Genomic DNA, 21,800 nt, shown 5'->3' on the forward strand with positions numbered 1-21,800 from the left:
TCAGTTGCGCTCGCGTCACACACCACGGTCTACCGGATCAGGACCCGCCGCGAAGGTGAATCACACAGATTGATCACGACCGAATACGCGCCCTAGGTCCATCGCCGTAGGCGATCACCCGACCAAAGTCAGGGGTCACGCGGGTGGACGAGCCTTACGATGTTTCGTATGACCACTGCATCCCCCACCTCGGTCGACTCCGCCCCGATACCCCCCGCAGAGCACCCGGCCGACGGGGATCCCGGAGGCGGGGTGCTCAGCGGCCGCTTCCGGGCGCTGACCCTGGGGATCGTCTCCGTGGTCCTGCTCCTCGCCTTCGAGGCGACGGCCGTCAACACCGCGATGCCGGTGGCGGCCCGGCAGCTGAACGGCCTGGAGCTCTACGCCTTCGCCTTCTCGGGGTACTTCACCACCACGCTGTTCGCCCTGGTCGTCTCCGGCCAGTGGTGCGACAAGCGCGGCCCGTTGCAGCCGCTGTTCACCGGCATCGCGGTGTTCGGCGCGGGCCTGGTGGTCGCCGGGGCGGCGCCGGGGATGTGGATCTTCGTGAGCGGCCGGGCGATCCAGGGCCTGGGCGGCGGGCTGGTGATCGTCGCGCTCTACGTGGTGGTCGGCCGTGCCTACCCGGAGCGGCTGCGGCCGGCCGTGTTCGCGGCCTTCTCCTCGGCCTGGGTGCTGCCCTCGATCGTCGGCCCGGTGGTCTCCGGCGCCGTCACCCAGCACCTGGGCTGGCGCTGGGTCTTCCTGGCCGTTCCGGCGCTGATCCTGCTGCCGCTGGCGGTGATGGGCCCGGCGCTGCGCCGCTCCGAGCGGGAGCAGCCGGTGCTCAAGGGCGCGGACTTCGACCGCCGCCGTACCCGGCTGGCCGCGATGGCCGCGCTCGGCGCCGGCCTGCTGCAGTACGCGGGCCAGCGGCTGGACCTGATCGGGCTGGTCCCGGCGGTGGCCGGGGCGGCGCTGCTGCTGCCCGCCGTACTGGGGCTGCTGCCGACCGGGACGCTGCGGGCCGGGCGCGGGCTGCCGACGGTGATCCTGCTGCGCGGGGTGGCCGCCGGGGCGTTCTTCGCGGCCGAGGCGTTCATCCCGCTGATGATGGTCACCCAGCGGGGTCTCTCGCCGACGCTGGCCGGGCTGACCCTGACCAGCGGCGGTCTCTCCTGGGCGCTCGGGTCCTGGCTGCAGGGCCGGCCGGGAGCGGAGCGGTACCGGGAGACGATGATCCGGGCCGGCTTCCTGCTGACGGCGGTGGCGATCGCCGGTGCGGCCCTGGTGCTCGTCCCGGCGGTGCCGGTCTGGGTGGCGGCGGCGGCCTGGGGCGTCGGCGGCATCGGCATGGGCCTGACGGTCGCCAGCGTCAGCGTGCTGATGATGCGGCTGTCCACGCCGGAGGACGCCGGTGCCAACTCGGCCTCGCTGCAGATGAGCGACGCGCTCGGCAACGTGCTGCTGGTCGGCCTGGCCGGGGTGCTGTTCTCGGCGCTGGGCGGCGGGTCGGTGGCCGCCGCCCACGAGGGTGCCGAGGGTACCGGCTCGGCCGGCGCCTTCGCGGTGATCTTCCTGACCATGACCGGGGTGGCCCTGCTGGGCGCCCTGGTCTCCGGCCGGGTCCGCCGCGCGGCGGACGCCTGATCAGCCGGCCGCGGCCGGGGCGGCGGCGCCGAGGAAGGTCTCCCAGCCCCCGGCCGGCGACTGGCCGACGGCGAGGCCCTGCAGCTTGCGCAGCACCGCCGGGTCCTGGGCGTCCAGCCAGTCCACCAGCTGGCGGAAGGAGACCAGCCGGACCTCGGGCTTGTCGGCGACGGCCTTGAGCACGTCCTCGACGGCGTTCATGTAGACGCCGCCGTTCCACTGCTCGAAGTGGTTGCCGATGATGTACGGCGCCCGGTTGGTGGTGTAGGCCCGTTCGAAGCCCATCAGGTAGGCGTCGCGGGCCTGCTGCTGGTACGCCGGGTGGAGCGAGGCGTCGGCCTTGGTGTTGCTGCCGGACTGGTTGAACATGATGTTGTAGTCCATCGACAGCACCTGGAAGGTGTGCCCGGGGAAGGGGATGGACTGCAGCGGCAGGTCCCACAGCGCGCCGCCCTGGATCTTCTGCGGCCAGATCTGCGTCCCGTTCCCGCTGCTGTCGTACCGCCAGCCGCGCTTGACGGCGGTCGGCAGCAGATTGCGCTGGCCCTCCAGACAGGGGGTGCGGCTGCCGATCAGTTCCTTGCGGTAGTCGAAGGGCAGCGCCGGCAGGTCGGTGAAGCCGGTGTTGGTCCGCCAGTTGGTGACGAAGTCCATCGCCTGCTGGATCTCGCTGTCCCACTCCTCGGGCGACCACGCGCTGACACCGGTGGAGCCGCAGAAGTGCCCGTTGAAGTGGGTGCCGATCTCGTGGCCCTCCAGCCAGGCCGCGTGCAGGTTCTCCAGCGTGTCGTGGATGTGCCGGTCGGTCAGGTAGCCGATGTCGGAGGCGCCGGCCTTGTGCTGCGGCGGCCGGTAGAGGTCCTTCTTGTCCTCGGGCAGCAGGTAGAGGCCGCTCAGGAAGAAGGTCATCGAGGCGTCGTGCTCCCGCGCGAGCCGGCGGAAGCGGCCGAACAGGCCGTTGTCCAGTTCGCCTGCGCCGTCCCAGGAGAACACCACGAACTGCGGCGGGCGCTCGCCGAGCCCGAGCCGCTCGGGGACCGGCTGGTTCGGCTGGGCGCCGGTGTTCGAGGTCGAGCCGTCGCCGATCAGGACGGCGGGCTGTTCGGCGTCCGCGGCCGGGGCCGCGTTCTGCTTCGCCACCGGGCTGTCCGGCACCGGCACCGGGGTGGCTGACGGCGCGCCCACGGCGCCGTCGTTCGCGCCGCAGCCGGCCGCGAGACCCGCGGCGGTGGCGGCGCCGGCGGCGAGCAGGGCGCGGCGGGAGAGAGCGTCCATGGTCACTCCGTTCATGAGGCGTGTGACAGGCGTGCGACAGGCCGGCGGTACGTCCGGTCGGACAAGTGGGGTGATAGCCGCGCGGCCCGGGTCAGCATGGCATGGGTGCACGACCGGTCGGTGATTCACCGCGAACGGGCGCAAGTGATCGCCTGAATGATGCAACCGGACCGGTGTCCGGAACTGTCGATGGTCATGCGGTGTCGTTCCGCCCGTCGGCGCTCTCGCTCGGTGACCACACCCCTACGCGGCGCAGTATTCCGTCCGCTGGACCTGCCGATCGGGGGGGCGCGATACGACCGTCGTATGGATGTGCCTTAAGGTCCGATCCGGTTGAATTGTTCTCAGGAAACTCCCAGGAACGATCAGATCGTCAGCAGAGGGGAGCGCCGGTTGGGCGCCCAGCAGAGCAGGAGCCCGTGGCCGGGCGCCTTGGCGGCCGGCGCCGCCCTGGTGTTCGGCGCCTGGCTGCTGCACGGCGGCGGCTCCGGCGAGCTCCCGCCGGCCCCCGGCACCGGACAGGCCCTCTCCGGCTTCGCCCCGGTCTCCGTCGTACCTCCGCTCGGCCCCTCCGCCCCCACCCGGATCCGCATCCCCGCCGTCAGGCTCGACGCGCCCGTCACCGGCCTCGGCCTGGACCGCGACGGCCACCTCCAGACGCCCCCGGAGACCGACCGCAACCTGGCCGGCTGGTTCCGCGGTGGTGCCACCCCCGGGCAGCGCGGCACCGCGATCATCGCCGGACACGTCGACAACAGGAGCGGGCCCGCCGTCTTCTACCGGCTGGGTGCCCTGCACCGCGGCGACCGGATCGAGATCGCCCGCGAGGACGGCGCCACCGCCGTCTACCAGCTCTACGCCATCGAAGTGCACGACCGAAAGGACTTCCCGGACGACCGGGTGTACCGCCAGGCCTCCGACGCGCAGCTACGGGTGATCACCTGTGGCGGCGGGTACAGCGAGGAGCACGGCTACGAGGGCAACGTCGTCGCCTACGGCTTCCTGGCCGACACCACTCGGCCGGGGAAGAACGCATGAACTCTGTCTCGCTCGCCGTCCGCTGGAACCCGATCGACTGGCCGCTGACACACGGTCCGATCCCGCACGCCGTGCTGGCCGCGGGCTGGGGGGCCCTGCTCGTGCTCGCGCTCTCCCGGAGCCGGGCCTGGTGGAAGCGCCGGCTGCCCGCCGCGCTGCTCGCCGCCGCGGCGCTGAGCCTGCTGCTGGACACCGTCGTCGACGGCTGGTGGCACCCCTTCCCCGAGGGGCTGCCCCGGTACGTGACCTGGTGGATCGCCATCGCGCTGCTCGGGCTCTGCCTGGCCGGCTTCCGGATGCCCTCGCTTCCCCGGCGCGGCAAGGCGCTGGCGGCGGTCGGCGGCATCCTGGTGCTGCTGATGGCCTCCTCGCAGGTCAACCGCGGCTTCGGTCAGTACCCGAGCGGCCGGGTCATGCTCGCGCCCTGGCTCTCCAAGACCCAGGAGCTGATCACCAGTAAGGACGCCAGGACGGTCGGTCCGCCGCCCGGCAAGGTGCTCGACGAGGTCTGGCAGGCGCCGCCCGGACTGCCCGCCAAGGGCACCGTCTCGATCACGCCGATCCCCGGCACCAAGTCCGGCTTCAAGGGCCGCGACGCGTACGTCTACCTGCCGCCCGCCTACCAGGCGAGCCCGCGGCCGCTGCTGCCCGTGGTGGTCCTGATCACCGGTCAGCCCGGGAACCCGGGGGACTGGGTGCTCGGTGGCCAGGTGAACGAGGCGCTGGACGCCTTCGCCGCCGAACACCACGGCCTGGCACCGATCGTGGTGATGCCCGACCAGCTCGGCTCCATCTGGGCCAACACGCTCTGCATGGACTCCAGGATCGCCAACGTGCAGACCTACCTGGCCGTGGACATCCCCGACTGGGTCCACCAGAACCTCCAGGCCGCCAGGGGCCGGGGCTCCTGGTCGATCGGCGGCGCGTCCATGGGCGGCACCTGTGCGCTCCAGCTCGCCGTCAACGCCCCGGACGTCTACGGTTCCTTCCTCGACATGTCCGGACAGGAGGAGCCCACCCTGGGAACCCGTGAGCAGACCGTCGCGGCGGCCTTCGACGGGGACGCGGCGCGCTTCGACGCCGTCGACCCGTTGCAGGTGATGGCCCGTAAGCGCTTCCCGGACACGGCCGCCGCGATCGTCGTCGGCCGCACCGACGGCGAGTTCCGGCCGCAGCAGGAGAAGATCTACGAGGCCGTCACGGCCGCCGGGATGAAGGCGAAGTTCGACCTGATGCCGGGTGGACACGGCTGGGTGGTGTTCCGGCCCGGCATCGTCGACCAGTTGCCCTGGCTCGCCCAGCAGACCGGGCTGATCCGGTGATCCGGCTCGGCCCGGCGCCGGTCCTGGTCGACCAGCGTGAACGGGACCGCGACCGCGGCCACGCCCCGGACCGTGAACGGGAGCCCGACCACGCCCCGGTCACCGGTACGCCCGAGCCCCGGCCGCAGCGCGTCGGCCGGATCGCCGCCGTCCTGGGCGCGCGGCTGCGCGCCGCGCCGCTCACCCTGCTGCTGCTCGTCACGCTCTGGACGGTCGGCGCGGCCGGCGGCAGCCTGACCGGCGGGCCCTCGGCGCGGCTGCTGTCCCGGGCCGGCGTCGGCGTGTCCACCCTGGCCGAGGGCCGCTGGTGGACGCCGTTCACCTCGCTGTTCTGGTGCTCCGGCGTCAGCTCCTACGCCTTCGCCAGCCTGCTGCTGCTCCTGGTCGGCCCGGCCGCCGAGCGCCGGCTCGGACGGCTGCGGACCGCCGCCGTGCTGGTCGGCGGGCAGCTGCTCGGCACCCTGCTGGGCACCGGTCTGGTCGCGGCCGGCTCCCGGGCCGGCGAGCAGTGGACCGTCTCGGTCGCCGACCAGACCGCCATCGGCCCCGGCGCCGGTCTGTTCGCCCTGGCCGGGGTGCTCGGCTACCGCCTCACCGTGCTCTGGCGCCGCCGGCTGCACCTGCTGGTGGTGCTCGTCCCGCTGGTGATGACGCTGTACGTCGGGCACCTGCAGAGCGTCCAGCGGATCGCCGGCGCGCTGCTCGGCCTGGGCCTCGGCGCGCTGCTCTCCGAGGGCCGGCCGCACCTGCGCACGCACCGCTCCTCGCACACCGAGACCCGGGTGCTGGTCGCGTTCTGCCTGATCGCCGCCGCCCTCGGACCGCTGATCGCCTCGCTGTACGACAACGCCAGCGGACCGTTCAACACCTTCTCCGAGCTCTACTTCTCGCACCGGCTCACCCCCGACGAGGTCGCGGACTTCTGCGCGCTCTCCGCCCACGACTGCGCCCGCGCGCACGCCGTCGAGCGGCTCTTCGACACCCCGGGCCGGCTGATGGCAGCGCTCTTCCCGGCGCTGCTGCTGGTCCTCGCCGAAGGGTTGCGACGGGGCCTGCGGCTCGCCTGGCGGATCACCGTCGCCACCGAACTGCTCTGGGTGGCGCTGCTGGTCTGGCTGTTCGCCGACTCCGGCACCGGCAACGGGGACGCGATGCAGTACTTCGTCGAGGCGCTGCTGCTGCCGCTGCTCACCACCGGACTGCTGCTGGCCACCCGCCAGCGCTTCCGCCTGCGGCTGCCGGGCAGGGTGCTGCTCCGGCTCACCGCCGCCGTCGGCGGCGCCGCGCTGGCCGCCTCGGCCGCGTACACCGGTCTCGGGCTCGCCGCGGCCGGCCAGTTCGAGCCGGGGGCGACCTTCCGCGGGCTGGTCTCCGGCCTGCCGGCCCAGTTCCTGCCGCCCGCCTACAACGACCTGCTGCCGGACTACCCGATCGCCGTCGGCCGGTTCGCCCGCCTGCTGGAGACGTACTGCGGGATGGCCTTCTGGGCGGTCGCGCTGAGCGCCCTGCTGGTGGCCTTCCGCCGGCCGGTGGTGCACGCGGCCGCCGAGGACGCCGCCCGGGCCAGGGCGCTGCTCACCGCGTACGGCGGCGGGACGCTGTCCTTCATCACCACCTGGGACGGCAACCACTACTGGTTCGACGAGGAGGGCCGGGCCGCCGTCGCCTACCGGGTGCTCTCCACCGTGGCGCTGACCACGGGCGACCCGTTCGGCGAGCCGGAGGCCCGGCGGCGGGCGGTGGCGGGCTTCGCCCGGTACTGCGACGCCCGGGGCTGGACCCCGTGCTTCTACAGCGTGACCCCGGAGACCAGGGCCGCCGCCGGGCAGCTCGGCTGGCGCTCGCTGCAGGTCGCCGAGGACACCGTGGTGGCGCTGCCCGAGCTGGCCTTCACCGGCCGCAAGTGGCAGGACATCAGGACGGCGCTGAACAAGGCCGGCAAGCAGGGCATCACCGCCGAGTGGTGGGCCTACCACGAGGTGCCGCTCGCCCTGAAGGACCAGATCCGCTCGATCTCGGAGGAGTGGGTCTCCGAGAAGGGCCTGCCGGAGATGGGCTTCACCCTCGGCGGGCTGGAGGAGCTGGACGACCCGGCGGTGCGGCTGCTGATCGCCGTCGACGGGGACCGCACCGTGCACGGGGTGACCAGCTGGATGCCGGTCTACGAGGCCGGGGAACCGGTCGGCTGGACGCTGGACTTCATGCGCCGGCGCTCGGACGGCTTCCGCGGGGTGACGGAGTTCCTGATCGCCTCCGCCGCGCTCGGCTTCAAGGAGGAGGGCGCGAGCTTCCTCTCGCTCTCCGGCGCTCCGCTGGCCCGTTCCGGGCAGGGCGGGGAGCCCACCGCGCTGCAGCGGATGCTGGACTGGATGGGCCGGGTGCTGGAGCCGGTGTACGGCTTCCGCTCGCTGCTCGCGTTCAAGGCGAAGTTCCAGCCGGAGTACCGGCCGATGTACATGGCGTACCCGGACCCGGCGGCGCTGCCCAGCATCACCCGGGCGATCGGCAAGGCCTACCTGCCGCACCTGACGGCGGCGCAGGGCGTCCGGCTGATGCGCCGGCTGTCCTCCTGAGGGCGGCGGGGCGGCGGCCCCGGCAGCGACGGCCTGGGCCCCTCCTGCCCGGCGGCGGGCGAGGAGGTGGGCCCCTCCTGCTCGATGGCGGGCGAGGAGGTGGGCCCCTCCTGGCCGATGGCGGGCAAGGAGGTGGGCCCCTCCTGGCCGATGGCAGGCAAGGAGGTGGGCCCCTCCTGGCCGATGGCGGGCAAGGAGGGAGAGCAGTGGGGGTGCTCCCGGCCGCCGGGCGGGGCTCAACCGAGCAGCTCGGCCAGCGCGCGGTCGGCGTCCAGGTGCAGGTGCTCCTCGCCCTCGGGGACGAGCAGCCGGCTGCGCCACAGGAAGCGCCGCAGGTCGGTGCTGTCGAACTGGATCAGCGCGGTGCCCTCGGGCGCGCGCAGCTCGACCATGGTGCGGCGGCCGAGCGCGGGCCGGATGTGCACGTCGCCGATGCCCGAGGGCAGCTCCAGGCCGGCCGTCAGCAGCTGGCGGGCGAAGACCCACTCGATGTCCTGGCCGCCGGTGTCGGGGCCGGGCCCGTCGGCCGGCTCGTCCAGCGAGAACTCGGCGGGGAAGGCCATCCGGACGGCGAGTGGGTCCTCCGGGCGGTAGGTCAGGGTGACCCGCAACCGGATGGAGCGGTGAGTGGAGATGATCAGGCGGGCGTGGACGATCTCTTCGGCGGCGGTGTACACGGCGGTTCCCTTCTCGTGGTGCGAGGCCGGCGGTGGCGACTGTGGAGGGTGGGGCGGCCTCACACCGGATGAGAGCGGGTGGGGTGGTCGCGATTACGCGGTTTCCCGGACCGATTCCAGTGATCCACATCACATCGATTTCCGGCCGCGCGGGCCGCGCGGGGGCCGGGCCTGGGCGTCCCCGCGGCGCCGGGCCGGTACGCTGGACCGGTTGTCCGATCGCCGCCCGACCGCGGGCCGGGGCCGCAATACCGCCCCTGACCTGCGACGATCCCCCTCGGAGACCGTGAGTACTGCCGCCGCCTCCTCGATGCCCCTCTTCTCCGACGCGCACGAGTCGCACGCACCCGTCCGGGCCGCCGCCCATGGCGCGTCCGGCCCCTCGCACCACCTGTCGCCGGCCTTCCCCGGCCGTGCCCCCTGGGGCACCGCCGGCAAGCTCCGGGCCTGGCAGCAGGGTGCGCTGGACAAGTACATCGAGAAGCAGCCGCGCGACTTCCTCGCGGTCGCGACCCCGGGCGCCGGAAAGACCACCTTCGCGCTGACCCTGGCCTCGTACCTGCTCCACAACCACCTGGTGCAGCAGATCACCGTGGTCGCGCCGACCGAGCACCTGAAGAAGCAGTGGGCCGAGGCCGCCGCCCGGATCGGCATCCGGCTCGACCCGGCGTACTCCTCCGGGCCGCTCTCCCGGGACTACCACGGCATCGTGGTCACCTACGCGGGCATCGGGGTGAACCCGATGCTGCACCGCAACCGCACCGAGGCCCGCAAGACGCTGGTCATCATGGACGAGATCCACCACGCCGGTGACTCCAAGTCCTGGGGCGAGGGCTGTTTCGAGGCCTTCGAGCCGGCCACCCGCCGGCTCGCGCTGACCGGTACGCCGTTCCGCTCGGACACCAACCCGATCCCGTTCGTCCAGTACGAGGCGGGCGGCGACGGCATCCGCAAGTCGGTGGCCGACTACACCTACGGCTACGGGCACGCGCTGGCCGACCACGTCGTGCGCCCGGTGATCTTCCTCTCCTACAGCGGCAACATGCGCTGGCGCACCAAGTCGGGCGACGAACTGGAGGCCCGGCTCGGCGAGCCGATGACCAAGGACCTGATCGCCCAGGCCTGGCGCACCGCGCTGGCCCCGCAGGGCGAGTGGATCCCCAGCGTGCTGCAGGCCGCCGACCGCCGGCTGACCGAGGTCCGCAAGGCGATCCCGGACGCCGGCGGGCTGGTCATCGCCACCGACCAGAACACCGCCCGCGCGTACGCCAAGATCCTGCGCGAGATCAGCGGTGAGAAGGCCACCGTGGTGCTCTCCGACGAGACCGAGGCGTCCAAGCGGATCTCCGACTACGCGGCGGGCGACTCGCGCTGGATGGTCGCGGTCCGGATGGTGTCCGAGGGCGTCGACGTGCCGCGGCTGTGTGTCGGGGTGTACGCCACCTCGATCTCCACCCCGCTGTTCTTCGCGCAGGCCGTCGGGCGCTTCGTGCGGGCCCGCAAGCGCGGCGAGACGGCCTCGGTCTTCCTGCCGACCATCCCGATGCTGCTGGGCTTCGCCAATGAGATGGAGGTCCAGCGCGACCACGTGCTGGACCGGCCGAAGAAGGAGGGCGAGGGCCTCTTCGACGAGGAGGACCGGCTGCTCGCCGAGGCCGAGCGCGCCAACGACGGGCCGGACGGTGCCGGGGGCGAGGAGTTCTCCTACGAGGCGATCGGCTCCGACGCGGTCTTCGACCGGGTGCTGTACAACGCCATGGAGTTCGGCATGCAGGCGCACCCGGGGAGCGAGGAGGAGGACGACTACCTCGGCATCCCGGGCCTGCTGGAGCCGGATCAGGTGCAGATGCTGCTGCAGAAGCGCCAGCACCGGCAGATCCAGCGCAGCAAGGCCAAGCCCGCCGAGGAGGCCGACCTGCTGGAACTGCCGGCCGAGCAGCGGCCGGTCGTGACCCACCAGGAGCTCCGCGAGCTGCGCAAGGAGCTGAACGCGCTGGTGGCGGCGTGGCACCACCGCACCAGCCAGCCGCACGGCACCATCCACAACGAGCTGCGCCGTCAGTGCGGCGGTCCGCTCACCGCGCAGGCCACCGCGAACCAGCTCAAAGCGCGGATCGTCCAAATCCGGGAATGGGCGAAGTAACGGTACGTCAGGCAATAATTCCGGGTTGTAGTAGCTATATATGACATTCAGGTATACGTGAAGGAATTGAAGAGACATCCGGTGTGATCATCGGCTAGTGTTCCGCGTGCCGCGCCGCTTCCGGGCCGTCACAGCTGTACGCCGACCCGCCGGGGACGGTTGCCGCAGTCCCCGGTGAGTCCGGCCGGCGACCTCACCGAACCCGAGGCCGCGGCAACCATGCCGTGCCCGGGGATGCCGCTACAAGGAGCACACCGAACGTGTCGTACCCCCCTTACGCCCAGCAGCCCGAGCTGTCCGACAAGTCGAAGGTCGTCGCGGGCATCCTGCAGATCCTGCTCGGCTCGCTCGGCGTGGGCCGCTTCTACACCGGCCACATCGGCATCGGCATCGCCCAACTGCTGACCTGTGGCGGCCTGGGCGTCTGGTCCCTGATCGACGGCATCCTCTTCCTCACCAGCAACGACCGCACGGACGCCCAGGGCCGGCTGCTGCGCAGCAACTGACCTTGCGCACGCCACGCGCGGCACGCCGCCCCGGCTCCGGCCGGGGCGGCTTCGCCGTTCCCGCCCGGCTGCGGACCGCCGTCCCGCCGCTGGCGGTGCTCGTGGGCGGACTGGCCGGCGCCGCCTACCTCTGGTCGCGCGACCCGCACCTGCCCGGGCAGGTGCTGCCGTTCTGCCCCTGGCGCAAGGTCACCGGCCTGCAGTGCCCCGGCTGCGGCGGCACCCGGATGACGTACGACCTGCTGCACGGCGACCTCGCGGCGGCCTGGCACGACAACGCGGCACTGCTGCTCTCGCTGCCGCTGGTCGCCCTGCTCTACGTCACCTGGCTGCGGCGCGGGGTGGCCGGCCGGAGCTGGCAGCCCCCGCTCGGGCGCCGCGGCACGGCGGTGGTGCTCGGCGCCGCGGTGGCCTGGACGGTGCTGCGCAACCTGCTCTGAGCCGGCGGGCGTCCGGGGCCGGGCACCCGGGGCGGCCGGTCCGGGCGTGGCGCCCCCTCCGGTCCAGGTGTCCGAACTTCGGACTGTGTTCGAACTGACACCCGGTCACGCCTTGTGATACGTGGGCATTTGCCCGGATTTGCCGGGCGCGTTCAAATCGATCATGCCCGAATTTTGGACAACCACTTCCGTCGCGACATTTCCTTCACTACCTTTCCCACACGCTCTTCCGCCGGGTAACCCCCGGGGACGGGCGCCGCAGGACCGCCAGGGCGTCAAGGACGACACACCGCGGCCCGAGCGCGGTCACCCACCTGCGCGCGACACCTGAGTCCCGGACCGGCGCCGCCGCTCCGGCGACCGCCGCGGAAAGGAATTGCGCGTCGTGACTGCAGAGACCTCCCAGACCCTGGACCGTGGCGTCCGGGTCCTCAAACTCCTCGCCGACTCCGAGCGCGGGCTGACGGTCACCGAACTGGCCGCCCGGCTCGCCGTCAACCGGACCGTCGTCTACCGGCTGCTGGCCACCCTGGAGCAGCACGGGCTGGTCCGTCGGGACATCGGCGGCCGGGCCCGGGTCGGCCTGGGTGTCCTGCGCCTGGCGCACCGGGTGCACCCGCTGCTGCGCGAGGCGGCCCTGCCGGCCCTGCGCAGCCTGGCCGAGGACCTCGGCGCCACCGCCCATCTGACCCTGGTGGACGGCAACGAGGCGCTGGCCGTCGCCGTGGTCGAACCCAGCTGGACCGACTTCCACGTCGCGTACCGGACCGGCCTGCGCCACCCGCTGGGCGAGAGCGCCGCCGGGCGGGCGATCCTGGAGGCGCGCGGGTTCCCCGGCCAGCGCCGGCCGGACCAGGGATTCGTCATCACCCGTGCGGAGGAGCAGTCCGGGGCGTCCGGCGCCGCGGCCGCGCTGCTGGGGCTGAGCGGGATCGAGGGCAGCGTGGGCGTGGTGATGCTGAACGGACTGGTCCCCGAGCGGGTCGGCCCCCGGGTGGTGGAGGCGGCGACCGAGGTGGCCGACGCCCTGCGGTAGTGCCCGGCGGGAGTGCCGGGTGTGTTTGGATGCCTCTGTGTCCGACTCCAGGCTGCCCAAGGCCCTGACCGCCCCCCGTACCCGCGCGCTGGCGCTGTGCGGGGCGCTGGTCACCGCGCTGTTCGGCGTGGCGGCCTTCGTCCCGCTGCCGTACACCCTCACCTGGCCCGGCGTGACGGCGGACACCCTCGGCAGCTACCAGGACCGGCCGGTGCTCACCATCACCGGAGCGCCGGTCCGGGCCACCGACGGCCAACTGCGGATGGTGACCATCTCGGCGACCAGCCCGGGGGAGCGCACCACCTTCTGGCGCTCGCTGCAGGCCTGGTTCGACCGGGACGAGGCGGTCCGGCCGACCGACACCGTCTACCCGCAGGGCAATCCGGCCAAGGCCGAGGAGGTCACCGCCCGGCAGATGGCCGAGTCGCAGAACAGCGCCGCGATGGCCGGGCTCTCCTACCTCCACCTCTCGCCGGACCAGGTGAAGGTGAAGGTCGACCTCGGCGACATCGGCGGCCCGAGCGCCGGCCAGATGCTGGCGCTGGGCATCGTCGACAAGCTCTCCGGGGACGGCAAGGGCGGCGACCTCACCGGCGGGCTGAAGATCGCGGGCACCGGCACCATCGACGACCAGGGCACCATCGGCGCGGTGGGCGGCGTACCGCTGAAGACGCAGGCCGCCGCCCGGGACGGCGCGACGGTGTTCCTGCTGCCCAAGGACGAGTGCACGGACGCCAAGGTGAACACGCCCGAGGGCCTGCGGCTGGTCCCGGTGGGCACGCTGGGGGAGGCCGTCTCCGCGCTGGAGGCGCTCAGGAACGGCGGCGGCGTCCCGAGCTGCTGACGGCCGACGGCGGCCGGACGGCGCGGGTGCCGGGCCGGGCGGCTACTCCGCGGCGGCCTGGTCCACCAGCGGCAGGATCCGGTAGGGCACCGGGTTCTCCAGCGCGATCGCCGTCGAGGACCGGACGATCCCGTCGAAGCCCACCACCCGGTCGATCACCCGTTGCAGATCGGCGTTGGAACGGGCCACGATCCGCACCATCATGTCCCCGTGCCCGGTGATCGTGTGCAGTTCCAGCACCTCCGGCACGCCCACCAGGTGCGCCCGCACGTCCGCGCCCTGCCCCTGGGAGATCTCCAGCGTGGCGAACGCCGTCACCGGGTAGCCCAGCGCCGCCGGGTCCACCTCCGGGCCGAAGCCGCCGATCACCCCCTTCGCCTGGAGCCGGTCCAGCCGCGCCTGCACGGTGCCCCGGGCCACCTGGAGGCGGCGGGAGCACTCCAGCACCCCGATCCGGGGCTCCTCCGCCAGCAGCCGGATCAGCCGTCCGTCCAGCGGGTCGATCGCGTCGTTGCCGCCGCCCGCGCCCGCCGGCGGCGCGGAAGGGCTCGGTGCGGCAGGGGAGTCGGCCGAGCCGGGGGAGCTCGGGGAGTTGGCGGGGGGCATCGCGGGCTCCGTCCTCCGGTGGGCATTCTGTACAGCGGTGCGGCCGATTCTCCCGCCCCGGCGCACACCTTGACCAGGAGGAAACGGAACAGTTGCGCGGCGGTCGGCTCGGCGCCACCCTCCAGCCACACCCCCGTGAGCCGGTCCCCGCACCGCGCCCGGGCTGATCGTGGTCCCGTACGCCTACCGGGAGGGCCGTCATGACCGACACCGCCGCCGAACCCGTTCTGCTCGCCGCGGGCCGGGAGGAGCCCGACCTCGTCCCGATGGGGCGCGCCGACGCGGTGGTCTTCGCGGTCGGGGACGCCGAGCGCGCGGCACGCCGCTACGCCGCCGCGCTCGGCCTGCGATGTACCGCCTACGCGGGGCCCGGGACGGGCGAGCCGGAGACCGTCTCGTACGTGCTGCGGGCGCCCGGGACGCGGTTCGTGCTCACCTCGCCGGTCCAGGTCGTCGGCCCGCGCGGGCGGGAGCTGGCCGCGTACCTGGCCCGGCACGGCGACGGGGTGGTGGACCTGGCGGTGGCGGTGCCCGACGTCCACTACGCGTACGACTTCGCCGTCGACCGGGGCGCCGGCTCGCTGGCCGAGCCGTACGAGGTGCGGGACCGCTACGGCACGGTGGTGCTCGCCGCGATCAGGGTGCCCGGCGGCACCCGGCACACCCTGGTCGACCGCTCCCGCTACACCGGGCCCTATCTGCCCGGGTACCTGCCGTTCGAGGGGTGGTGACGGGAGGTCAGCGGATCACCGGGTCGACAATCGGCGGGTGGCCGTTCCAGTAGGCGATGACCGAGTTGGTCTGGTCGTCCTTGGTGAAGTCCACCCGCAGCCACTGCTCGCCGTTCCAGACCCGCATCGTCCAGCCGGGGTCCGGTGTGGCGGAGACCAGTGAGGCACTGTCCGACCGGATGTCCAGGGCCACCTTGCCGCCCGGGACCGGGTAACTGCGCACGGTGGACGTGGGGGTGGCGGTCGGTACGGGCCGGCGGGAGGAGGGCTGGGCGGTGGCCGCGGTGACGGGACTGCGCTGGGTGGTCGGGGCGGCGGGCGTGGACGGCGGGGCGGGCGGCTGGGGCTGGGGCGTCGACGACGCCTGCGTCTGGGCCTGCGCGGACGTGGGCGTCGGCGTGGGTGTCGGCCTGGTCCCGCTGGAGGCCGGGGAGGGCAGTGGCAGCGCCGTCGGCTGCTCGAACGCGGCGCCGGTCAGCACCGCGTGCACGCCGAGCCAGGACAGCGCCACCGCCGCCCCGGTGGCTGCCGCCCAGGCGCCGAGCTGTACCAGTCCGTTCCGCATCGTGCGCACATCCTGCCGTATCCCGGGGCGCGGCAGGTGGGCACCCCTGCTATTCGGCAGGGTAGTTGCACAAAACCCCGGCCGCGGGCCGGACCGGGTCCGGCCCCGCCCGCGGCCGGGGCCGGACCCGACCCCGAGGTACAGACCATTGCATGCCGATGGCGTACCGTGCAGCCCCATGGCAACAGTGCTCGTGGTCGAGGACGACCCCTTCGTACGCTCCGCCCTCATCCGGCACCTGGCCGACACCGGCCACGCGGTCCGCAGTGTGGGCACGGCACTTGAGGCGCTGCGCGAGGTCGCCCAGGTCGGCTGTGACCTGGTGATCCTCGACCTCGGCCTGCCCGATCTGGACGGCAGCGAGGCGCTCAAGATGATCCGCGGCCTGACCAATGTGCCGGTCATCATCTCCACCGCCCGCGACGACGAGACCGAGATCGTCCGGCTGCTCAACGACGGCGCCGACGACTACTTGGTGAAACCTTTCTCCGGTGAGCACCTCAGCGCCCGGATGGCCGCCGTCCTGCGCCGGCTCGGCGGCGGCGTGGCCCCCGTGGCCCAGGTGCTCAGAGTCGGCGGGCTCGCCATCGATCTCCAGCGGCGCGAGGCCGCGCTGGACGGGCGGCCGCTGGATCTGACCCGCCGTGAATTCGACCTGCTGGCCTTTCTCGCCGCCCGCCCGGGGGTGGTGGTGCCGCGCAAGGAGATCCTGGCCGAGGTCTGGCGTCAGACCTACGGCGGCGACCAGACCATCGACGTCCACCTCTCCTGGCTGCGCCGCAAGCTCGGCGAGACCGCCTCCAGCCCCCGTTACCTGCACACCGTGCGCGGCGTCGGGGTCCGGCTGGAGGCGGCCGGGCACCCCACCGGTCCCGGGCCGGCCCACGCGGAGCGCCGGACATGAGGAAGTTCGGCCACTCGCTGCGCTGGGCCCTGATCAAGGCCGCCGTGGCCGGTACCACCATGGTCGCGCTGGCCTTCCTCATTCCGCTCGGGCTGATGGTCCAGCAGACCGCCCGCGACCGGGCGTTCACCGCGGCGGAGCGTCAGGCCGCGGCCCTCGGCCCGGCGCTCGCCATCACCACCGGCCAGGAGGCCATCACCCGCGCCGTGGCCAGCACCGACGCGGGCGCGCAGCGCCGGATGGCGGTCCACCTGCCGGCCCCGGCGCGGACCGCCGCCGGGGCGGACGGCGCGGCGGCCACGGCACCGGCCGCGGTGCCGGGCGTCCTGCCCGGCGCGGCACCGACCGCGGTGCCCGGCGTGCCCGCCGCGGCGGGCGGGGAGCCGGCCGGCGCGGGTGAGGGGGGCGGGCCGACCATCGGCGACGCCCACGCGCTCGCCGCCGACGTGGCCAGCGCCGCCGGCCAGGGCCGCTCGTTCACCGTCGAGGTGCCCGGCGGCTTCGCGCTGCTCCAGCCGGTCGCCGTCGACACCGGCCGGACCGCAGTGGTCGAGGTGTTCGTGGCCGACGTCGACCTCACCCGGGGCGTCTCCACCGCCTGGCTGGTGCTGTCCGCCGTCGCACTCGCCCTGGTCGCCATCTCGGTGCTGGTCGCCGACCGGATGGGCGCGCGGATCGTCGCCTCCGCCCGCCGGCTGGCCGGCGCCGCCCGTTCGCTCGGCGCCGGCAACCTCGCGGTCCGGGTGCCCACCGACGGCCGGCAGACCGCCGGCAGCCCCGAGGAACTGCGCGAGGCCGCGCACGCCTTCAACGCCATGGCCGACCGGGTCGTCCACCTGCTCGCCGCCGAGCGGGAGCTGGCCGCCGACCTGTCGCACCGGCTGCGTACCCCGCTCACCGTGCTGCGGCTCAACGCCGCCTCGCTCGGCGAGGGCGACGCCGCCGACGCCACCCGGCACGCCGTCTCCCAGCTGGAGCGCGAGGTCGACCAGATCATCCGCTCGGCCCGCCGGGCGCCCGAGGACGCGCCCGCCGTCACCGTCGGGTGCGACGCCGCCGAGGTGATCCAGGAACGGGTCGGCTTCTGGTCCGCACTCGCCGAGGACGAGGGCCGCCGCTGGCAGCTCGCCGGCGCCGACCAGCCGGCCCCCGTCCCGGTCCAGCGCGGCGACCTCGCCGCCGCCGTGGACGCGCTGCTCGGCAACGTCTTCCGGCACACCGCCGTCGGCACCGCCTTCTCGGTGGACGTGCTCGCCGCCGACAGCTCGGTCATCGTCCTGGTCGGCGACGCCGGCCCGGGCTTCACCGACCCCGAGGCCGCCCTGCAGCGCGGCCAGGGCCACGGCGGCGAGGGCTCCACCGGCCTCGGTCTGGACATCGCCCGCAAGCTCGCCGAGGCCACCGGCGGCGATCTCGCGCTCGGCCGCTCCGCCGTGCTCGGCGGCGCCGAGATCCGGCTGCGGCTGGAGGCGCGCCCCGACGGTGCCCCGGCCCGGGCCGGCCGCCGCCGCAGCCGCAGCGCGCTGTTCCAGCGGTGAACCCCGGCGACGCCCCGGCCTCTTTCTTAAGCGGGCCCTAAGGGACCTGTACCCCTCGCTCAGCAGGCCGGTTCCGGTCCTCGGGCACCGCTAGCGTCGTCCGCGCCGGTCACCCGACCGAGCCGGGTCGCAGGCCCGCGACGGGTCCACGCACCCTCGCCCGGCCGCTGCGGCCCCCACGGCCCCACCTTGCCTCCCCCACCCTTTCGGGCGGGGAGGTTTCCCAGCGGAGGTACGCCCCTATGACGACCCAGCCCAACCGCCGTCCAGGCCGCCGCCGACGCAGCCGCAAGGGGACCGTCATCGGCGCCTCGGCGGTCGCCGCCGCGCTGGTCGCGGGCGGTGTCGTCGTCCTCGCGTCCTCGGCCAGCGCCGCCTCGCTGGGCGCCGTCTACAGCCGCACCAGCACCTGGGACGCCGGCTACACCGGCCAGTACCTGGTCACCAACCCCGACAGCGGCGCGATCGAGGACTGGACGCTCTCCTTCGACCTGCCCGCCGGAGCGAAGATCGACTCGCTCTGGAACGCCACCTTCAGCGCCACCGGGCAGCACATCACCGTCAAGCCCGAGTCGTGGAACAAGCGGCTGGAGCCCGGCAGGAGCGTGGTGGTCGGCTTCGTCGCCCAGGGCTCCGGCGCCGCCCAGGGCGAGCCCGGCAACTGCCTGATCAACAACGTCTCCTGCAAGGCCGGCGACGGCACCGCGCCCACCCCCTCGGGCCGGCCGACCACCTCGCCCAGCGCCACCGCGACCGCCGTCCCGACGTCCGCCACCCCGACCCCGACCCCGACCCCGACAGCGACGGCCCAGCCCACCACCGCCCCGCCCAGCCCCACCGCCACCGTCAAGCCCACCACCCCGGCGCCGACGCCGACCACGGTCCCGACGCCCACCGCGACCGGCACGCCCGTCCCGGCCACCGGCGCCGGCTTCGCCCCGTTCGTGGACACCTCGCTCTACCCGCCGTACGACCTGGTCGCCACCGCCAAGGCGAGCGGCGTCAAGAACTTCACCCTGGCCTTCGTGGTCTCCGGCGGCGGCTGCGTCCCCAAGTGGGGCGGCGTCAGCGACCTCTCCGCCGACGCGGTGGCCGCGCAGATCGGCGCGCTGCGGGCGATCGGCGGCGACGTCCGGGTCTCCTTCGGCGGTGCCAACGGCAGCGAGCTGGCCCTCGCCTGCTCCTCGGTGGCCGACCTGACCGCCGTCTACCAGAAGACCGTCGACACCTTCGGCCTGACCAAGATCGACTTCGACGTGGAGGGCGGCGCGATCGGCAACACCGCCGCCAACACCCGCCGCGCCCAGTCCATCGCCCAGCTGCAGAAGAACGCCGCGGCCAAGGGCAAGGCCCTGGACGTCTCCTACACCCTGCCCGCGCTGCCCTCCGGCCTCACCCAGGAGGGCGTCAACCTGGTCGCCGACGCCAAGAACAACGGCGTCGCGATCGGCGCGGTCAACATCATGGCGATGGACTTCGGCGACGGCGTCGCCCCGAACCCGCAGGGCCAGATGGGCAAGTACGCCATCGCCGCCGCCACCGCCACCCAGGCCCAGGTGAAGAGCGTGCTCGGCCTGGACGACGCGTCCGCCTGGCGCAAGGTCGCCGTCACCCCGATGATCGGCGTCAACGACGTCGCCAGCGAGATCTTCACGGTCGCCGACGCCAAGCAGCTCGCCGACTTCGCCACCGCCAAGCACCTCGCCTGGCTGGCCATGTGGTCCGGCACCCGGGACAAGGCCTGCGACGGCGGCGCCAAGGCGTACGCCGACGCCAGCTGCAGCAGCATCGTCCAGCAGCCGCTGGACTTCACCCGGGCCCTCGGCGCCTACGCCGGCTGACCCGTCGACCGCCCTCCCCCCGGCCCCGGCCGGCCGCGCACCGACCGCAACGGAGCGTGGCCGGCCGGGGCGTTTCCCTCAGGGTGGACACTCTCCGTGACCGAACGGCGCCGGGCCGGGGTGCCGGGCATCCGGTATCGTCGCTGGTTGGTCGAGCGGTGGACGGAGCGGAACAGTGACAGCGGTGCAAGACGAGCGCAGCCCGGTGCGAACCGCACCCGACCCGGCGCCCGCCCCCCTGTCGAACCGGCTGAAGGCCGCCCTCGGCGCGCCCGTCCAGGCCCTGCGCGAGGCGCCGCGCCGACCACTGCTGGCCGTCTCCGCCGTGGCGCTGCTGTCCCTGGTCGTCTACGCCGTCGTCCGGCACTTCGTCCACACCTCGATGGTCGACATGATCGTCTACCGGGCCGAGGGCGCCGCCGTCGCCAACGGCACCGATCTGTACGGACTGCGGGTCACCGAGTGGAACCTCCCTGCGACCTACCCGCCGTTCGCCGCGATGCTGTTCGTGCCGACCACCTGGTTCCCCGTCCCCTTCCTCCGGGTGGCGATCACACTCGGTAACCTCGGGCTGCTCGCGCTGCTCACCCACCTGTCGTTCAAGCTGGTCGGCTGGCCACGCCGGGAACTGCGCCCGCTCGGCGTGATCCTGGTCACCGGCGGCGGGGTCTGGCTCGAACCCGTCTTCACCACGCTGCGCTACGGCCAGATCAACCTGGCCCTGGCCTGCCTGATCCTCTGGGACCTCACCCGCCCGGACGGGCGCCGCAGCAAGGGCGTCGCGATCGGCATCGCCGCCGGCATCAAGCTCACCCCCGGCCTGTTCGCCGTCTACCTGCTGATCACCGGCCGGGTCCGGGCCGCGCTGGTGGCCGGCTTCACCTTCCTCGGCACCTTCCTGATCGGCGCCCTCGTCCTGCCGGACGCCACCTGGGGCTTCTGGACCAAGTACCTCTACGACTCCTCGCGGGTCGGCAAGACCGAGATCGTCGACAACCAGTCGGTGCGCGGCGCCATCGCCCGCCTGCTGCACACCGCCGACCCCGGCACCGTCGCCACCCTCGCCGGCGTCGTGGTCGCCGTGGCCGGTCTCGGCGTCGCCGCCTGGGCCTCCTACAGCTCCCGCTGGCTGCCCCGCGCCGAGGCGTGGGGCGTCTGCTGCGCCGCCGTCACCGCCGTCCTGATCTCGCCGATCAGCTGGACCCACCACTGGGTCTGGTGCGTGCCGATGCTCGCCCTGCTCGCCTGCGAGGCGTCGATCGAGCACGCCCGCCCGGCCGCCGTCCGCAAGCTGCGCTGGCGCGCCGCCTTCTGGGCCACGCTGGTCGCCTTCTTCTCCTTCGCGATGTGGGCTGTGCCGCACCACGGCGACCTCGACCTGCACCTCCCGCCGGCCAGCCAGCTCCCGGCCTCGGTCTACCCCTGGGTCGGGCTCTGCTTCCTGCTGGCCGCCGGGCTACGCATAAGGGCCAGGAGGCGCGCCGCCGGCGCTCCGCTGGTTTGGCTGCCCGGCCAGCGCGACGGCGGTGGCCACCCGGGCCCCGCGCGCGACCGTCAGCAGGCCCCCGCGGCCCGCTGAGTCGTCGGGGCCGCCTGGGCCGGCGAAGCGGTCCGGGCCGCCGGGGTCGTGCGCCCCGGGGGCGCGGCCGGTCACGCGAGCAGCTCGGCGAGCGAACCGTCCAGGTCCAGGGCGGACAGCTCGCTGCCCGGCGGCACCAGCCGGTGCGCCCGCTCCAGCCAGGCCGCGACGGCCGGCAGCGGGGCCTCCAGCAGCGCGTCCCCGGCCGGCGAGCTCAGCGCCAGACAGAGCACGCTGCGCCGGCCCGAGCGGGTCGGCCAGATCCGCACGTCCCCCTGGCCGCACGGCCGGAAGGTCCCCTCGACCAGCAGCTCGCGGGCGAACACCCAGGTGACCGGCGAGCCGGTGTCCAGGTGGAAGGTGATGTGCACCGCGTACGGGTCGTGGCTGCCGTACGACAGCCGGGCCGGGACGGGGACGCTGTGCTCGGGTGAGAGCACCAGGTTGAGTTCCAGCTCGTGCTCGACCACGCTCGTCGCGCGCTCCATGATCGGCTTCCTCTCTGCCTGCGGTTTCGTGCCCGGTTCCGGGCCCTGCCCCCTTTCAGAGCGCG

General features: G+C 73.7%; 19 protein-coding genes. 14 read left to right on the top strand and 5 right to left on the bottom strand.

The window, feature by feature from the left end; genetic code table 11:
* Positions 1-168 precede the first annotated feature (168 nt).
* Complete coding sequence (locus tag AB0P06_RS10335) at positions 169-1,629, top strand: MFS transporter (protein ID WP_363606591.1); 1,461 nt, start codon at positions 169-171, stop codon at positions 1,627-1,629.
* Here the strand turns inward: AB0P06_RS10335 and AB0P06_RS10340 are convergent, their stop codons facing one another.
* On the bottom strand, positions 1,630-2,904 hold the full coding sequence (locus tag AB0P06_RS10340; RefSeq protein ID WP_363606593.1) for a hypothetical protein: 1,275 nt from the start codon (positions 2,902-2,904) through the stop codon (positions 1,630-1,632). It abuts the gene before it with no gap.
* A 393-nt stretch (positions 2,905-3,297) separates the two neighbouring features.
* On the opposite strand from AB0P06_RS10340, the gene AB0P06_RS10345 reads away from it, so the two are divergent.
* From AB0P06_RS10345 to AB0P06_RS10355, 3 genes are read left to right on the top strand one after another with little or no spacing between them, the layout of a single operon-like run.
* Positions 3,298-3,942, top strand: a complete 645-nt coding sequence (locus AB0P06_RS10345) for a class F sortase (RefSeq protein ID WP_363606594.1) — start codon at positions 3,298-3,300, stop codon at positions 3,940-3,942.
* Positions 3,939-5,264, top strand: a complete 1,326-nt coding sequence (locus AB0P06_RS10350; RefSeq protein WP_363606596.1) for an alpha/beta hydrolase-fold protein — start codon at positions 3,939-3,941, stop codon at positions 5,262-5,264. The genes AB0P06_RS10345 and AB0P06_RS10350 overlap by 4 nt, the downstream gene beginning before the upstream one ends.
* Positions 5,261-7,837, top strand: a complete 2,577-nt coding sequence (locus AB0P06_RS10355) for a DUF2156 domain-containing protein (protein WP_363606597.1) — start codon at positions 5,261-5,263, stop codon at positions 7,835-7,837. The genes AB0P06_RS10350 and AB0P06_RS10355 overlap by 4 nt, the downstream gene beginning before the upstream one ends.
* A gap of 236 nt (positions 7,838-8,073) precedes the next feature.
* Here AB0P06_RS10355 and AB0P06_RS10360 read toward each other — a convergent pair whose 3' ends face one another.
* A complete protein-coding gene (locus AB0P06_RS10360) occupies positions 8,074-8,514 on the bottom strand; it encodes an SsgA family sporulation/cell division regulator (RefSeq protein ID WP_363606598.1) in 441 nt (146 codons plus the stop codon).
* A gap of 286 nt (positions 8,515-8,800) precedes the next feature.
* On the opposite strand from AB0P06_RS10360, the gene AB0P06_RS10365 reads away from it, so the two are divergent.
* The 5 genes from AB0P06_RS10365 to AB0P06_RS10385 all read left to right on the top strand — a co-directional run bounded on the left by AB0P06_RS10365 (position 8,801) and on the right by AB0P06_RS10385 (position 13,483).
* Positions 8,801-10,657 (top strand): DEAD/DEAH box helicase, encoded by a 1,857-nt coding sequence (locus tag AB0P06_RS10365; RefSeq protein ID WP_363606599.1) that lies wholly within the window; start codon positions 8,801-8,803, stop codon positions 10,655-10,657.
* 260 nt (positions 10,658-10,917) lie between these two features.
* Entirely contained in the window at positions 10,918-11,163 is a 246-nt protein-coding gene (locus AB0P06_RS10370; protein WP_363606600.1) for a TM2 domain-containing protein, read from the top strand.
* A 2-nt stretch (positions 11,164-11,165) separates the two neighbouring features.
* Positions 11,166-11,603: a DUF2752 domain-containing protein gene (locus AB0P06_RS10375; RefSeq protein WP_363606601.1), complete on the top strand. Its 438-nt coding sequence runs from the start codon at positions 11,166-11,168 to the stop codon at positions 11,601-11,603.
* 385 nt (positions 11,604-11,988) lie between these two features.
* On the top strand, positions 11,989-12,639 hold the full coding sequence (locus tag AB0P06_RS10380) for a helix-turn-helix domain-containing protein (RefSeq protein WP_363606603.1): 651 nt from the start codon (positions 11,989-11,991) through the stop codon (positions 12,637-12,639).
* A 37-nt stretch (positions 12,640-12,676) separates the two neighbouring features.
* A complete protein-coding gene (locus AB0P06_RS10385; RefSeq protein ID WP_363606605.1) occupies positions 12,677-13,483 on the top strand; it encodes a S16 family serine protease in 807 nt (268 codons plus the stop codon).
* Between the two features lie 42 nt (positions 13,484-13,525).
* Here AB0P06_RS10385 and AB0P06_RS10390 read toward each other — a convergent pair whose 3' ends face one another.
* A complete protein-coding gene (locus tag AB0P06_RS10390; RefSeq protein WP_363606607.1) occupies positions 13,526-14,089 on the bottom strand; it encodes an Lrp/AsnC family transcriptional regulator in 564 nt (187 codons plus the stop codon).
* A gap of 200 nt (positions 14,090-14,289) precedes the next feature.
* On the opposite strand from AB0P06_RS10390, the gene AB0P06_RS10395 reads away from it, so the two are divergent.
* Positions 14,290-14,820, top strand: coding sequence for a VOC family protein (locus tag AB0P06_RS10395; protein ID WP_363606608.1), 531 nt, complete (start codon positions 14,290-14,292; stop codon positions 14,818-14,820).
* Positions 14,821-14,827: 7 nt separating this feature from the next.
* On the opposite strand, the gene AB0P06_RS10400 is transcribed toward AB0P06_RS10395, so the two are convergent.
* Positions 14,828-15,385: a hypothetical protein gene (locus AB0P06_RS10400; protein ID WP_363606610.1), complete on the bottom strand. Its 558-nt coding sequence runs from the start codon at positions 15,383-15,385 to the stop codon at positions 14,828-14,830.
* A 178-nt stretch (positions 15,386-15,563) separates the two neighbouring features.
* On the opposite strand from AB0P06_RS10400, the gene AB0P06_RS10405 reads away from it, so the two are divergent.
* From AB0P06_RS10405 to AB0P06_RS10420, 4 genes are all read left to right on the top strand, one after another.
* Entirely contained in the window at positions 15,564-16,289 is a 726-nt protein-coding gene (locus AB0P06_RS10405) for a response regulator transcription factor (RefSeq protein WP_363606611.1), read from the top strand.
* On the top strand, positions 16,286-17,827 hold the full coding sequence (locus AB0P06_RS10410; RefSeq protein WP_363606612.1) for a HAMP domain-containing sensor histidine kinase: 1,542 nt from the start codon (positions 16,286-16,288) through the stop codon (positions 17,825-17,827). The genes AB0P06_RS10405 and AB0P06_RS10410 overlap by 4 nt, the downstream gene beginning before the upstream one ends.
* 242 nt (positions 17,828-18,069) lie before the next feature.
* Positions 18,070-19,668: a cellulose binding domain-containing protein gene (locus AB0P06_RS10415; RefSeq protein WP_363606613.1), complete on the top strand. Its 1,599-nt coding sequence runs from the start codon at positions 18,070-18,072 to the stop codon at positions 19,666-19,668.
* Positions 19,669-19,843: 175 nt separating this feature from the next.
* A complete protein-coding gene (locus tag AB0P06_RS10420; protein ID WP_363606614.1) occupies positions 19,844-21,247 on the top strand; it encodes a glycosyltransferase 87 family protein in 1,404 nt (467 codons plus the stop codon).
* A gap of 71 nt (positions 21,248-21,318) precedes the next feature.
* Here AB0P06_RS10420 and AB0P06_RS10425 read toward each other — a convergent pair whose 3' ends face one another.
* Positions 21,319-21,735: an SsgA family sporulation/cell division regulator gene (locus AB0P06_RS10425; protein WP_363606615.1), complete on the bottom strand. Its 417-nt coding sequence runs from the start codon at positions 21,733-21,735 to the stop codon at positions 21,319-21,321.
* Between the last annotated feature and the right edge of the window lie 65 nt (positions 21,736-21,800).

The sequence above is a fragment of the Kitasatospora sp. NPDC088351 genome, assembly GCF_040685575.1.
Taxonomy (GTDB): Bacteria; Actinomycetota; Actinomycetes; order Streptomycetales; family Streptomycetaceae; genus Kitasatospora.

Coding starts and splice junctions, on each gene's coding strand:
- AB0P06_RS10335 (WP_363606591.1), top strand. CDS start 169: ATGACCACTGCATCCCCCACCTCGGTCGACTCCGCCCCGATACCCCCC.
- AB0P06_RS10340 (WP_363606593.1), bottom strand. CDS start 2,904: ATGGACGCTCTCTCCCGCCGCGCCCTGCTCGCCGCCGGCGCCGCCACC.
- AB0P06_RS10350 (WP_363606596.1), top strand. CDS start 3,939: ATGAACTCTGTCTCGCTCGCCGTCCGCTGGAACCCGATCGACTGGCCG.
- AB0P06_RS10390 (WP_363606607.1), bottom strand. CDS start 14,089: ATGCCCCCCGCCAACTCCCCGAGCTCCCCCGGCTCGGCCGACTCCCCT.
- AB0P06_RS10395 (WP_363606608.1), top strand. CDS start 14,290: ATGACCGACACCGCCGCCGAACCCGTTCTGCTCGCCGCGGGCCGGGAG.
- AB0P06_RS10400 (WP_363606610.1), bottom strand. CDS start 15,385: ATGCGGAACGGACTGGTACAGCTCGGCGCCTGGGCGGCAGCCACCGGG.
- AB0P06_RS10405 (WP_363606611.1), top strand. CDS start 15,564: ATGGCAACAGTGCTCGTGGTCGAGGACGACCCCTTCGTACGCTCCGCC.
- AB0P06_RS10410 (WP_363606612.1), top strand. CDS start 16,286: ATGAGGAAGTTCGGCCACTCGCTGCGCTGGGCCCTGATCAAGGCCGCC.
- AB0P06_RS10415 (WP_363606613.1), top strand. CDS start 18,070: ATGACGACCCAGCCCAACCGCCGTCCAGGCCGCCGCCGACGCAGCCGC.
- AB0P06_RS10425 (WP_363606615.1), bottom strand. CDS start 21,735: ATGGAGCGCGCGACGAGCGTGGTCGAGCACGAGCTGGAACTCAACCTG.